The organism is Shewanella acanthi (genome assembly GCF_019457475.1).
GTDB lineage: Bacteria > Pseudomonadota > Gammaproteobacteria > Enterobacterales > Shewanellaceae > Shewanella > Shewanella acanthi.
Genome location: NZ_CP080413.1, coordinates 1,541,929 through 1,553,714 on the forward strand (window position 1 = coordinate 1,541,929; position 11,786 = coordinate 1,553,714).

An 11,786-nucleotide genomic window follows, 5' to 3' on the forward strand; every position below is an offset into this window, starting at 1 on the left:
ACGTTTTTTTAATTGATCTCAGCGCGGAAAAGCACTATTTCTATGGATGAAGCTGATGCTTCTATTTTTGTAGAACAGAGGACGCTTGCATGAAAAGACAAAAACGAGATCGTTTAGACAGAGCTTTTTCCAAAGGTTTCCAAGCTGGGATTGGGGGGCGCTCTAAGGAGCTTTGTCCTTATGCAAATCTTGATTCACGCTCACAGTGGTTAGGTGGTTGGCGTGAAGGTGTGGATGGCCGAATAAATGGATTATTTAATAAGTAGTGGCTTCACTACGGTAAATCATCCAGTTCGAACGAAGTAATGCAGCACAATTGCCCTCATATGAGGGCATTTTTGTGGCTAAAACCAGCGAGTCTTGGTTTAGAAGGTCGATGTATCGCTAAATACGCCAACTTTTAAATCGGTAGCACTGTAGATTTCACGGCCATCGACTTCAAGAATCGCATCTGCGATACCCATAACCAGTTTACGATGGATTGTGCGCTTAATGTTGAGCTTATAGGTGACTTTCTTGGCTCCTGGTAATACTTGACCGGTAAATTTCACTTCACCTACGCCTAGCGCACGGCCTTTACCTTCTGCGCCTTCCCAACCTAGGTAGAAGCCCACTAACTGCCACATGGCATCTAGGCCTAAACAGCCTGGCATTACAGGGTCGGCAATAAAGTGACAGCCAAAGAACCACAGATCTGGATTAATATCGAGTTCAGCAACAATTTCACCTTTTCCAAACTCACCACCGTTGTCGTTAATTGTGACGATACGGTCAATCATCAGCATATTATCCACTGGTAGGCGGGGGGAATTGGGTCCAAATAACTTCCCATGGCCGCAGGCGATGAGTTCTTCTTTATTGAAACTGTTTGCTTTATTCATTGTTTTACTTCTCCAGCAATAAGAGCCGCCAAGATTAGCGAACACGTGTAAGCTAAACAACTCCGATCAGCTAATTAATTTCTAAAAAAGCCTAATTTTGCTAATAATCGCGCCATAAAGCCGATTTCTTCTTCTCCGTTTCCGGCCAATCGATCGAGACGCTCTTGCACTAAGCCGTATAATGAATCCTCCGGAAAATCATTATCTTCGTTTGCGACACCCGCAGGCATTTGCATTAATAGCTCGACAGCTTGGTCCATATGCTCGACGGCGTAGATATGGAATAGTCCATTGCCTACAGCTGTAATCACTTCCTGAGAAAGATTGAGTTGCAGTACATTTGATTTAGGCATGATGACGCCTTGTTCACCTGTTAAGCCACGGCGCTGACACAGATTAAAGAAGCCTTCAATCTTTTCGTTAATGCCACCAATCGCTTGCACATTACCAAATTGGTCTAGTGCGCCGGTTATCGCTAATGACTGAATAATGGGCTGCTCGGCAATCGCGGACATTAATGCACAGTATTCGGCGAGTGAGGCGCTATCGCCGTCAATCTCCTGATAGGATTGTTCGAATACGATATTGGCATTAAGGTGCAGCGGAGCATCGCGACCAAAAATGCGATATAGGCATGCCGAGAGGATCATCATCCCTTTAGCATGAATATTACCGCCAAGTTCAGATTTGCGTTCGATATCCGCTACTTCACCGTCACCGTAATGCACGGTTGCCGTGATCCGCGCCGGTTCGCCATAGCTGTAATCGACCGAGTCAATCACGGTTAAGCCATTAATTTGGCCCACCATAGCACCCTCAGTTGGCAAATTTATGAAATTGTCATCAAAACTTTGGCCGGAGAACATCTCAGAACTGTTATGGCGATAGTTTGATTGACTTATCGCCTTAGCAATACTTTCAGCATCGATGCTTGGCTTGCCACGGTAAGCGGCCGCCTGTGCGATGAGCTGAGTGAAATCGAGCATAGACAGGTTTAGGCGGCGCTGATGCTCGGTTAAACGGGCACTGTGCTTAAAGAGTGGGGCAAGGCTTGAAGGCTCCAATGCCACATTCACACGTTGGGCAATGGTTTGCAGCCAATTTGCATATTGCTCAGTGGAATAAAGGCTAGTGTCTATCTCACTCGCCATTTCCGCTAATAAACTAAAGTGGCGCTGGAATTGCCAATCTTCGGAACGAATTTGACTGTAGATAAGGCTAGCACCAACAAGGATAATCTTACAATTGAGGGGAATAGGCGAAAGACTATTGCTTATCTGATATTGTTTTTGCGTAAGGATTTGCATGACCAAATCCCACAAGCTTTCACGTTTCCACAATGACTCGACACAAATGAATAAATAGTGGCACTCGGCAAGACTACCAGCCTGATAGCATGGGCCGTCCGGCGTTGTTACCATGCGTCCCAGTAAATCGGCGCGGCGAATATTACCGCTTAGGTATTGATGGCTTCGTTTTTTAACGGCCATGGGCGAAGCATCGGTTGTCTCGTTTTGCCATATTAATGGCGTGCCTTCCTCTGCTTGAGGATTTGCGATTAAGTAGGCTGGCGGTATAGGCGCTACCGTTTCCATTAAGGCATCAATGAACAATGGCCTGTCGATACCGGGAAAGTCCGCCAGATATAGCTGTTGTTCTGGGATAGCCTGATGCAACTTAAAAGCATCCAAGGCTCGTTCTTGACCGAGAAGTAACGCACTTAACCCCGTAACCGATTGAGAAAGGGTTGGAAGAGTAAATTTAGGGGCAAGTGAAGCTGTGGGTATCAAGAGTGAATTCATATAAGCATTTACCGTGAAAAGTTGCCTCGATTTTACCATACCATGACGGCAAGTCTCTTACTGTATAGGTGTTTTTGCTGTGCTTTACTCAAGGATTGCTGAAATTTTGTCGAATGCTCGGCCAAAAAAACGGCGTGATGCGCATAAGATGAGCATTCAATCAATTATTAATAAATTGCTGTTTACAAGGTCGGGTGTTACTTATATTATTTGCGCCGTTCGGAGGGGTGGCAGAGTGGTTTAATGCACCGGTCTTGAAAACCGGCGTGGGTTTATAGCCCACCCAGGGTTCAAATCCCTGCTCCTCCGCCATATTTCACGGAAAAGCCATCAGCAATGATGGCTTTTTTGTTTTTGTCATTTGAACCCTAAGGTTCCTCATTCTAAGCGCAGCTCCTACGTCATATTCCACGTAAAGGCTATCAGTAATGATGGCTTTGTTGATATTGTTTTTGATTATGTTATTTGAACCTAGGGTTCCTTATTTTAAGCGCAGCTCCACTGCCATATTCAGTCAAAAAGGCTACTAAGTAATGAGCGGCCTTTTAGCATTTCACCTTAGCCAGATAGGATTCTTTGCTTTGGGAAGATGACTCACATTTATCTCTAGTAAACAACCAAATTAATCAATGTGAGCTTTGGCGACCTGTCCTAAAGCATGTACATATTTAGTGATAGCGGCCACGCCGTTACCCACAACAGGGAGGCTAGTTTTCATCTACTTAAGTAAGTTGAGCGTCGAAATACCATTTAGGCATACAGGATTGGTGTAAAAATACGATAAATGCTTAAATACACTCAAGTTTGCTTGCGAAATAACCAATCAATTCAATTAATCATAAAATTAGGTTTACAGCGACGATAGAGATAGATATTATTGCGCTCGTTCGGAGGGGTGGCAGAGTGGTTTAATGCACCGGTCTTGAAAACCGGCGTGGGTTTATAGCCCACCCAGGGTTCAAATCCCTGCTCCTCCGCCATATTTCACGGAAAAGCCATCAGCAATGATGGCTTTTTTGTTATTGTTTTTGTATATGTCATTTGAACCTAAGGTTCCTCATGCGAAGCGCAGCTCCTGCGTCATATTCCACCTAAAGGCTATCAGCAATGGTGGCTTTTTTGTTTTTGTCGTTTAAACCCTAGGGTTTCTGATTTTAAGCGCAGCTCCATCGCCCATATTCAGTCAAAAAGGCTGCTAAATGAATAGCGGCATTTTTGGATTATTTACAAATAAAAATCCCAAAAGTGTTTTAAACATTTTGTCAGACTTAAGTTCCATTGCTACCTTTGTAAAATGCCCGTTAGGATTGACATTATTTAGTATGCATCATTCCATTTAAAACGGATTTAAAGGTACGATATTCTGAGCTGTTTCTTTATTTATCATCTAGTTAACAAATATCATTTTGTGCTTTGCGAATTAGCATTGTTGGGATAAATTAACCGAATGATCCCGAAACCAGAGAGATTATTCTGGTGTAATGCGCCTCTTTGGCGATGATAGAGTTAAGGTGGATTAAGTTGATATCGATTTATCTCGTTGATGACCATGAAATAGTGAGAACAGGGATCCGCCGAGTGCTCGAAGATGAGCGTGGTATTAAAGTGGTCGGAGAGGCACCAGACGGTGAAACTGCCGTGCAATGGGCCAGACAAAATGAAGCCGACGTTATCCTAATGGACATGAATATGCCGGGGATGGGCGGTTTAGAAGCCACGCGTAAAATTTTACGTTATCAGCCCCACGCGAAGATTATAGTGCTCACAGTTCATACTGAAGATCCGTTCCCGAGTAAGGTGATGCAGGCAGGGGCGTCGGGCTACTTAACCAAAGGGGCTAAGCCGCCAGAGGTTTTACAGGCGATTCGTCAGGTTGCCCGTGGTCAGCGTTATCTCGCGCCAGAGATTGCCCAGCAAATGGCGCTAAGTCAGTTTAATCCCGCCGATGAGAACCCGTTTAAGGCCTTGTCGGAACGTGAACTGCAAATCATGATGATGATCACCAATGGCGAGAAGGTGAACGACATTTCTGAGCAGCTTAACTTAAGCCCTAAAACCGTGAACAGTTACCGCTACCGCCTGTTTGCCAAACTGGGGATCAGCGGTGATGTTGAGCTGACCCGTTTAGCGATTCGCTATAAAATGTTAGATGCTGGCCACCTATAATCAGTGGTGAGATAATGGGGTTAACTTTAGGGTTAGCCCTTTTGCTTTTTATGTGTCCTCTTTTCCATGATGTTCTTGTTGATGAATTTGATGGGTGTGAATCATGTCTAGCGGTTTTAACGCCCAAAGCTTTTTACGTACGGTTTCTACTTCAGCGGGTGTGTACCGCATGTATGATGTCAAAGGGGATGTCATTTATGTGGGTAAAGCCAAGGATCTTAAAAAGCGCCTGTCTTCTTATTTTCGTAAAAATCTTGGCAACGTAAAAACCCAAGCCTTAGTTTCCCATATCCATCATATCGATGTGACGCTGACCCACAGCGAAACCGATGCCTTGCTGCTCGAAAACGATTACATCAAGCAATACATGCCTAAATATAATGTATTGCTGCGTGACGATAAATCTTATCCCTATATATTGCTCAGTAATCACCACCACCCAAGACTTGCCTACCACCGCGGCCCGCAGCGTGAAAAAGGCCAGTACTTTGGCCCATATCCTAATGGCGGCGCGGTGCGTGAAAGCCTGCATTTAATGCAAAAGTTGTTTCCGATTCGCCAGTGCGACGATCTCTACTATAAATCCCGCACCAGACCATGCTTGCAGTATCAGCTATCCCGCTGCAGTGCGCCCTGTGTCGGTAAGGTAACTGATGCCGATTATGACGAGCAGGTCAAATTAGCCAGTCTGTTCCTAAAGGGCAAAGACCAACAAGTGATCAGCGCGCTGGTCGCCAAGATGGAACAGGCGGCAGAGCTGCAAGCCTATGAGCAGGCTGCGCGTTTTCGCGACCAGATTATGGCGCTTCGCCGTGTTGCTGAGCAGCAGGAAGTCTCAAACAACAAGGGCGATATGGACGTGATTGGCGTGCATTACGCCTCTGGCGTTGCCTGCTTTCATCTTCTTTTTATTCGTGAAGGGAAAATCTTTGGTAGCCGCAGCTATTATCCAACAGTGCCAGCGCAAACCGATATTGACGAAGTGCTGCGCTCCTTCCTGCTGCAGTTCTATTTAAATGCCGATATCCAGCGCACTATCCCCAAAGAAGTGGTCATAAGCCATAACTTTGAAGAATTACACGAGTTAGAAGCCGCGGTATCCGAAGCGTTAAACAAAAAGTTCAGCATTAAAACCAATGTGCGCGCCGACAGGGCAAGCTTTTTGCGCCTCGCCCTCACTAATGCGACCAATGCGGTGATGACTCGTCTCTCCCATAAGAACACAGTTGAGCAACGCTTTGTGCTGCTAGAAGAAATTCTCGAACTCACTTCGCCAATACAGCGTATGGAATGTTTCGATATCAGTCATACCATGGGGGAGAGTACGGTTGCCTCCTGCGTTGTGTTCAACCGCGAAGGCCCAAATAAGGGCGAGTACCGCAGGTATAATATCGACGGCATTACCCCAGGCGATGATTATGCGGCCATGAATCAGGCCATCAGTCGCAGGTTCGATAAGATTGATGCCAGTGGCAAAATTCCCGACATCCTGTTTATCGACGGTGGCCTTGGGCAGCTTCGTATTGCCCAGCAAATTGTCGACGAGAAGTTTGCTAAGCTCGATAGGGCGCCGCAACTCATTGGCGTGGCTAAGGGCGAGAGCCGAAAACCGGGTCTTGAGACCTTAATCCTTGGGGACACTGAAACGAGTTTCTCACTCGAGGACGATTCACCTGCGCTGCACCTTATTCAGCATATTCGTGATGAGTCCCACCGCTTTGCGATCACTGGCCACCGTAACCGCCGCCAGAAAACCCGTAACACCTCAACGCTTGAGTCGATTGCCGGTATCGGGCCTAAACGGCGTAAAGCGTTGCTGCAGCATTTAGGCGGTTTGCAAGAGGTGAAGGGCGCGAGTGTGAGTGAATTAGCTAAAGTGCCTGGGATCAGCATAGAAATGGCACAAACCATCCACGATGCATTGCGGGGGGGATAAAATTAAGGCAAGATTGGCGCTGCTTTTGACTAACTGGTTCGATCATGCCTTTTAATTTACCTATCGCCTTAACTCTCTTCAGGCTGTTTTTATTGCCGATTTTTGTGGTGCTCTTCTATTTGCCCTATAGTTGGACTCCCTTTGTCACTGCATTCGTATTCTGGCTGGCTGCGATCACCGATGCTTTAGATGGTTATGCCGCCCGTAAATTAAAACAATTGACCCGTTTTGGCGCCTTCCTCGATCCCGTTGCCGATAAATTGATGGTGACGGCCGCGTTGGTTTTATTGGTGGATCAATACGCCGATATTTGGCTTACCTTGCCTGCGCTATTTATGATCGGCCGTGAAATTGTGATTTCGGCGCTACGTGAGTGGATGGCGGAAATTGGGAAGCGTGGGATTGTGGCTGTGTCTTGGATTGGTAAATATAAGACTGCTGCGCAGATGGTGGCGATTATCGGTTTACTCTGGCAATACAATCCATTGATGATCCAAGCCTCTTTTGTACTCTTATATATCGCCGCCGTATTAACTTTCTGGTCGATGATGAGTTACATTTTAGCCGCTTGGAAGGATTTAACGGCTGAATAGCGCAATAAAAGATCAAAGAGATTATTTAGTGCGCAAGCAGTAAGTTATCAACAAAACAGCGGTTGACACTGCATGGTAAATAGGTAGAATGCCTCCCCGTAGACAAGAGACGGTGTGAAACGAAATCTGAATCTACAAATTGTACTAAGTACACCATGCGACATTAGCTCAGTTGATAAAGGTTGAAAGACGATACCTTTGTTAATGTTAAAAGCAGATGTAGCATAAATTAAAAGGCGACATTAGCTCAGTTGGTAGAGCGATACCTTGCCAAGGTATAGGTCATCGGTTCGAACCCGATATGTCGCTCCAATCTTAAATGATTGGAAAGATGGCGCGATGGCAGAATGGCTATGCTGCGGATTGCAAATCCGTCGATCTCGGTTCGACTCCGGGTCGCGCCTCCATATTCGATACTAAGGTATCAACTATTAGCGACATGATTCCCGTCGTTAATATAAAGAGTTTGCCCGAGTGGTGGAATCGGTAGACACAAGGGATTTAAAATCCCTCGCTGGTAACAGCGTGCCAGTTCAAGTCTGGCCTCGGGTACCATTATTATAATGGTGACAGTTCAAATGAACTGAAGCGTTAAACTTCGAAGCTTTATTTAATAAAAATAATTGCAAAGAAGAAAAAGAGTTAACTATCAAAGGTAAATCCTAAGATAGACAGAGTTTGCCCGAGTGGTGGAATCGGTAGACACAAGGGATTTAAAATCCCTCGCTGGTAACAGCGTGCCAGTTCAAGTCTGGCCTCGGGTACCATTATTCCATGTGAATAGTAAAAAAGCCTCGATTTTAGTCGGGGCTTTTTTATTTGTGCTGAAAAATTTACCTTACGGGATGGATTGAACTTGAGCTGTCACGCTGGGCGTGCCTCATGTATACAAGCTAGAGTCTGGCCTCGGTACCATTTTCCATGTGAATAGTAAGAAAGCCTCGACATTAGTCGGTTTTTTTTTATTTGTGTTGAAAAATTTACCTTACGGGATGGATTGAACTTGAGCTGTCACGCTGGGCGTGCCTCATGTATACAAGCTTGAGTCTGGCCTCGGTACCATTATTCCATGTGAATAGTAAGAAAGCCTCGACATTAGTCGGGGATTTTTTATTTGTGTTGAAAAATTTACCTTACGGGATGGATTGAACTTGAGCTGTCACGCTGGGCGTGCCTTATGTATACAAGCTTGAGTCTGGCCTCGATACCATTATTCCATGTGAATAGTAAGAAAGCCTCGACATTAGTCGGGGCTTTTTTATTTGTGTTTTCAGCGAAAAACTCCAAGCGATTCATTCTCCCGTAAAAAAGCCCCGATAGTTATCGAGGCTCTTGTTCGAACAACCACTTCAGTCAATCAGCTTATTCACCATTCACGGCTTGTTTAAATGCCGTCGCCGCTTTAAAGCTTGGCTGGTTGTAGCCATCGATTTCTAATGTTTCACCGGTTTGGGGATTGCGACCGGTTTTAGGTAAATGGTATCTCAGCTCAAAGGTGCCAAATTGGGGAATAAATACCTTTTCACCTTCACTTAGTGCAATGTGGATCTGCCGTAAAATCTCATCGAGCGCCAGTTTAGTACTTGCCTTCGACTGATTGAGTGAGCTGGCCATATGTTGAATGAGTTGTGCTTTGTTCATTGATACCTCCTAATTCAACAACATGCGCGAATCGCGCAAAGGGGCTTTATAACAAGCTGAGCTAAGGATTGAAAGGTGATAAGTTCGATAGGCGTTTAACTGCTGCTTTATTGATAACTAATGCTGGAAATAGGTTAAGTGACAGCCATTGATTCTACCTGAATATTAATTAGTCTGAGTAGCTTAAATTTTTTAAGCTAATTGTTTATTGCGAATCGAAAAAATTAAGGCGCCAATTGGGCGCCTTAATGTTAGTGGTTAAGCTTACGAGAACAGGGTTTCTTCTAAGGTTCTTCCCTTTAGCAGCATCTTATATTGCCATTGATGTTCGTGAAGCAGTTCGAGCAACGCCGTTTCAAACTGATAGGGCGCAAGGCTCGGTTGCAGCTGAATGATGAAGACCTGAGACTGGTTCGAGCTTACATTCAACACCGCTGGCATGGCTGATAATGCTTGTTTAAGGGCGATTTCATCGCAGTGCGACATGGTCAAGGTGAGATATTCGCTATCGTAGTTGCTTTCTCGCAGCGAAATTGCCTGATTGAGCTCACCCTTATCTAAGTAGATCACCTGATCGCAGAGTTTTTCGAGCTCATCCAAATTATGGGAGCTGATCATAAAGGTGGTGCTGTTAGACAAGCTTTTCACCAAATCGCGGACTTTTTTCGCGTTCGCGGGATCAAGCCCCGCGGTTGGCTCATCGAGCAGAATCAGTTTGGGTGAACCAATTAAGGTTTGAGCAATAGCGACGCGTTTACCCATTCCGTGACTAAGCTGATTCGGTTTTTGCTGAGCAATATCACTTAAGCCCACTAATGCAAGTACCCGCATCGCTTCCATTTGCGCGGCTTTGTTGTCCATGCCCTGCAGGCGGGCAAAGTAGCTCAGTTGCTGCACTATGCTGATGTTCGGATCAAGCTGTGCATCTTGTGGGAGGGCGGCGATGTTACCGAGAAGTTTGGGGCTACTTGGCGCCTCTCCCATGATGGTGATTGAGCCAGTGCTTGGCTTGAGGTAACCGCAGAGCAGGCTAAAAAGCGTCGTTTTACCCGCGCCATTTGGGCCAACGAGAGCGATAGGTGCCCCAGCTTCGAGGGTGAGATTAATGTTATTAAGCGCCTGCTTAGTGCCAAATTGCTTCGACAACCCCTGACATTGAATAAGACTCATAGTTGACTCCTTTGCAGGTAAACGCGGCCAAGTAGGAGTGCGACTGCGGCTTGGATTAATGGGATTGGCGCGAAGCTAAAACTCGCTGCGGCGGTGTTATTTAACATTTGCGAGAGCTGCGAGCCCGGCATCAGCCAATCAAACACTGTATTTAAGAGTGACTGTTCGCCGATAAAGAGCTGCACGAAGGAAAGTACAGTCCACAGAATGGTTGCCCAGATCATGGCTTGCCTTGCGCTGCGGGCACATAGGGACAATACGGCCATCACGGCGGTGAAGGGTAAAATCACAATCAGCAAATTAAGGCCTACCATCACTCCGGAGTTGATGGCGGGGAGCACAAGCGCAGCGTCGCGGCTCATCGCAAGCACTATGGCTGCGAGAATAGTTAATAAAATCAGAATACTTTGCAGCAAGATTTGACCTAGAAAGCGGCCGAGCAATAGGCTGTCACGACTGGTTCTAAAGGTGAAAAACCGCAGTGTGCCGCGGGTTTTATCCGAGGCAAATTGATCGGCCGAAATCATAATGCTGAACATCGGGAACAGATACAGGGCGAAACACCAGAAAATGGCCATCTCAGCCACCGGCCATTCAAACAATTTATTTAATGCCTGACTGCCAAGGACACTGTCGATAAAGTCCTTAAAGTTGGGCTGCACGAGCAAATTGGTTGCGCCTTTAATCGGGTAGAGCAAAATCATCCCCCAGACGAGGGCGAAGGCGATAAGCGCTACGATACCGCGGCGGTTAAAGAGAAATTTTTGGCATTCAAAGACAGCGATGATAAGCGTGTTCCTGAATGTATTGGATTGGATGGCAGTCATACGCTGTCTCTATAATATTTTTATGTCAGTGAAAGAATGCTTAACCCAAAGAGGCGATAAGGTGTTCGAGTTTTTCCTTAAGCTCGGCAACTTCGCGCTCAAGTTCGCTGACTCTGCTGGCGAGTTCAGTTTCAACTTCACTCACATGGTGAGAATGACTGGTCGATGAATCTGAGGCTTGCTCACTCGAGCCAAGGTGTTGTGCAGCGCCTTCTGAGAATAATTCCACGTAGCGACACTCTCTTTTACCCGGCTCCCGCGGTAATTGCTTGAGGATAGGCTTGTCACGTGCGAGCAGCTCTTTAATGCAGGCCTCAACTTCGAGCACATCTTTAAATTCGTGTAAGCGATTACTGCGGGTACGTAATTCCCCAGGGGTTTGTGGGCCACGAAGGAGCAGCAAACAGATAATGGCGAAGGCGGGGCTTGAGAGTTGTAACTCGCTAAATTCAGTGTTGCAGAAGCGGTGCTTGTATTTCACCACGCGGCTGCCAAATCCGGACTGCTCGCTAATAAGACGCTTTTTATTGAGGGAATCGAGGGCATCTTGAACCTCGGACTCGGTTAAATCTAATACGGGATCGCGACTGGTTTTTTGGTTACAGGCAAGGGTTAGAGAATTAAGGGAAAGCGGGTACTGCTCTGGCGTGGTGACTTCTTTTTCGAGTAGACAACCAATGACTCTGGCTTCGTGTAACGTGAGTTCCATATAAGCTCCAAAGAAAAAAGCATGGCTTTGTTTATAACAGAGCCATGCTTAATATCCTAGC

Annotated in this window: 10 protein-coding genes and 6 tRNA genes; 10 read left to right on the forward strand and 6 right to left on the reverse strand. The window is 46.0% G+C overall.

Annotated features, from left to right (window positions below; translation table 11 throughout):
- Positions 1 to 89: 89 nt before the first annotated feature.
- Positions 90 to 266: a ribosome modulation factor gene (gene rmf, locus K0H61_RS06900; RefSeq protein WP_220051963.1), complete on the forward strand. Its 177-nt coding sequence runs from the start codon at positions 90 to 92 to the stop codon at positions 264 to 266.
- A gap of 99 nt (positions 267 to 365) precedes the next feature.
- Here the strand turns inward: rmf and fabA are convergent, their stop codons facing one another.
- Positions 366 to 881 carry a bifunctional 3-hydroxydecanoyl-ACP dehydratase/trans-2-decenoyl-ACP isomerase gene (fabA, locus tag K0H61_RS06905; RefSeq protein WP_220051964.1) on the reverse strand — a complete coding sequence of 172 codons (516 nt, stop codon included), beginning with the start codon at positions 879 to 881 and terminating at the stop codon, positions 366 to 368.
- Positions 882 to 955: 74 nt separating this feature from the next.
- Positions 956 to 2,683, reverse strand: coding sequence for an AAA family ATPase (locus K0H61_RS06910; RefSeq protein WP_220051965.1), 1,728 nt, complete (start codon positions 2,681 to 2,683; stop codon positions 956 to 958).
- A gap of 221 nt (positions 2,684 to 2,904) precedes the next feature.
- Between K0H61_RS06910 and K0H61_RS06915 the strand changes: the two genes are divergently transcribed.
- The 9 genes from K0H61_RS06915 to K0H61_RS06955 all read left to right on the forward strand — a co-directional run bounded on the left by K0H61_RS06915 (position 2,905) and on the right by K0H61_RS06955 (position 8,145).
- A tRNA-Ser gene (locus K0H61_RS06915) sits at positions 2,905 to 2,995 on the forward strand.
- A 577-nt stretch (positions 2,996 to 3,572) separates the two neighbouring features.
- A tRNA-Ser gene (locus tag K0H61_RS06920) sits at positions 3,573 to 3,663 on the forward strand.
- A gap of 541 nt (positions 3,664 to 4,204) precedes the next feature.
- Complete coding sequence (uvrY, locus tag K0H61_RS06925; protein WP_220051966.1) at positions 4,205 to 4,849, forward strand: UvrY/SirA/GacA family response regulator transcription factor; 645 nt, start codon at positions 4,205 to 4,207, stop codon at positions 4,847 to 4,849.
- Between the two features lie 103 nt (positions 4,850 to 4,952).
- Complete coding sequence (uvrC, locus tag K0H61_RS06930; protein ID WP_220051967.1) at positions 4,953 to 6,785, forward strand: excinuclease ABC subunit UvrC; 1,833 nt, start codon at positions 4,953 to 4,955, stop codon at positions 6,783 to 6,785.
- Between the two features lie 44 nt (positions 6,786 to 6,829).
- On the forward strand, positions 6,830 to 7,378 hold the full coding sequence (pgsA, locus tag K0H61_RS06935) for a CDP-diacylglycerol--glycerol-3-phosphate 3-phosphatidyltransferase (RefSeq protein WP_220051968.1): 549 nt from the start codon (positions 6,830 to 6,832) through the stop codon (positions 7,376 to 7,378).
- Positions 7,379 to 7,614: 236 nt separating this feature from the next.
- Positions 7,615 to 7,690: transfer RNA gene (locus K0H61_RS06940), tRNA-Gly, on the forward strand.
- 21 nt (positions 7,691 to 7,711) lie between these two features.
- Positions 7,712 to 7,785: transfer RNA gene (locus K0H61_RS06945), tRNA-Cys, on the forward strand.
- A gap of 61 nt (positions 7,786 to 7,846) precedes the next feature.
- Positions 7,847 to 7,933, forward strand: a tRNA-Leu gene (locus tag K0H61_RS06950).
- Between the two features lie 125 nt (positions 7,934 to 8,058).
- Positions 8,059 to 8,145: transfer RNA gene (locus K0H61_RS06955), tRNA-Leu, on the forward strand.
- A 595-nt stretch (positions 8,146 to 8,740) separates the two neighbouring features.
- On the opposite strand, the gene K0H61_RS06960 is transcribed toward K0H61_RS06955, so the two are convergent.
- The 4 genes from K0H61_RS06960 to K0H61_RS06975 all read right to left on the reverse strand — a co-directional run bounded on the left by K0H61_RS06960 (position 8,741) and on the right by K0H61_RS06975 (position 11,725).
- Positions 8,741 to 9,019 carry an HU family DNA-binding protein gene (locus tag K0H61_RS06960; protein WP_220051969.1) on the reverse strand — a complete coding sequence of 93 codons (279 nt, stop codon included), beginning with the start codon at positions 9,017 to 9,019 and terminating at the stop codon, positions 8,741 to 8,743.
- 264 nt (positions 9,020 to 9,283) lie between these two features.
- Entirely contained in the window at positions 9,284 to 10,189 is a 906-nt protein-coding gene (locus K0H61_RS06965) for an ABC transporter ATP-binding protein (protein ID WP_220051970.1), read from the reverse strand.
- Entirely contained in the window at positions 10,186 to 11,016 is an 831-nt protein-coding gene (locus tag K0H61_RS06970) for an ABC transporter permease subunit (RefSeq protein ID WP_220051971.1), read from the reverse strand. Before K0H61_RS06970 ends, K0H61_RS06965 begins: the two co-directional genes overlap by 4 nt.
- A 40-nt stretch (positions 11,017 to 11,056) precedes the next feature.
- Positions 11,057 to 11,725 (reverse strand): YceH family protein, encoded by a 669-nt coding sequence (locus K0H61_RS06975; RefSeq protein ID WP_220051972.1) that lies wholly within the window; start codon positions 11,723 to 11,725, stop codon positions 11,057 to 11,059.
- Positions 11,726 to 11,786 lie beyond the last annotated feature (61 nt).

What these genes read in the sequence shown, in the direction of transcription:
- rmf (WP_220051963.1), top strand. Translation starts at nt 90, where the DNA reads ATGAAAAGACAAAAACGAGATCGTTTAGACAGAGCTTTTTCCAAAGGT.
- fabA (WP_220051964.1), bottom strand. Translation starts at nt 881, where the DNA reads ATGAATAAAGCAAACAGTTTCAATAAAGAAGAACTCATCGCCTGCGGC.
- K0H61_RS06910 (WP_220051965.1), bottom strand. Translation starts at nt 2,683, where the DNA reads ATGAATTCACTCTTGATACCCACAGCTTCACTTGCCCCTAAATTTACT.
- uvrC (WP_220051967.1), top strand. Translation starts at nt 4,953, where the DNA reads ATGTCTAGCGGTTTTAACGCCCAAAGCTTTTTACGTACGGTTTCTACT.
- pgsA (WP_220051968.1), top strand. Translation starts at nt 6,830, where the DNA reads ATGCCTTTTAATTTACCTATCGCCTTAACTCTCTTCAGGCTGTTTTTA.
- K0H61_RS06960 (WP_220051969.1), bottom strand. Translation starts at nt 9,019, where the DNA reads ATGAACAAAGCACAACTCATTCAACATATGGCCAGCTCACTCAATCAG.
- K0H61_RS06965 (WP_220051970.1), bottom strand. Translation starts at nt 10,189, where the DNA reads ATGAGTCTTATTCAATGTCAGGGGTTGTCGAAGCAATTTGGCACTAAG.
- K0H61_RS06970 (WP_220051971.1), bottom strand. Translation starts at nt 11,016, where the DNA reads ATGACTGCCATCCAATCCAATACATTCAGGAACACGCTTATCATCGCT.
- K0H61_RS06975 (WP_220051972.1), bottom strand. Translation starts at nt 11,725, where the DNA reads ATGGAACTCACGTTACACGAAGCCAGAGTCATTGGTTGTCTACTCGAA.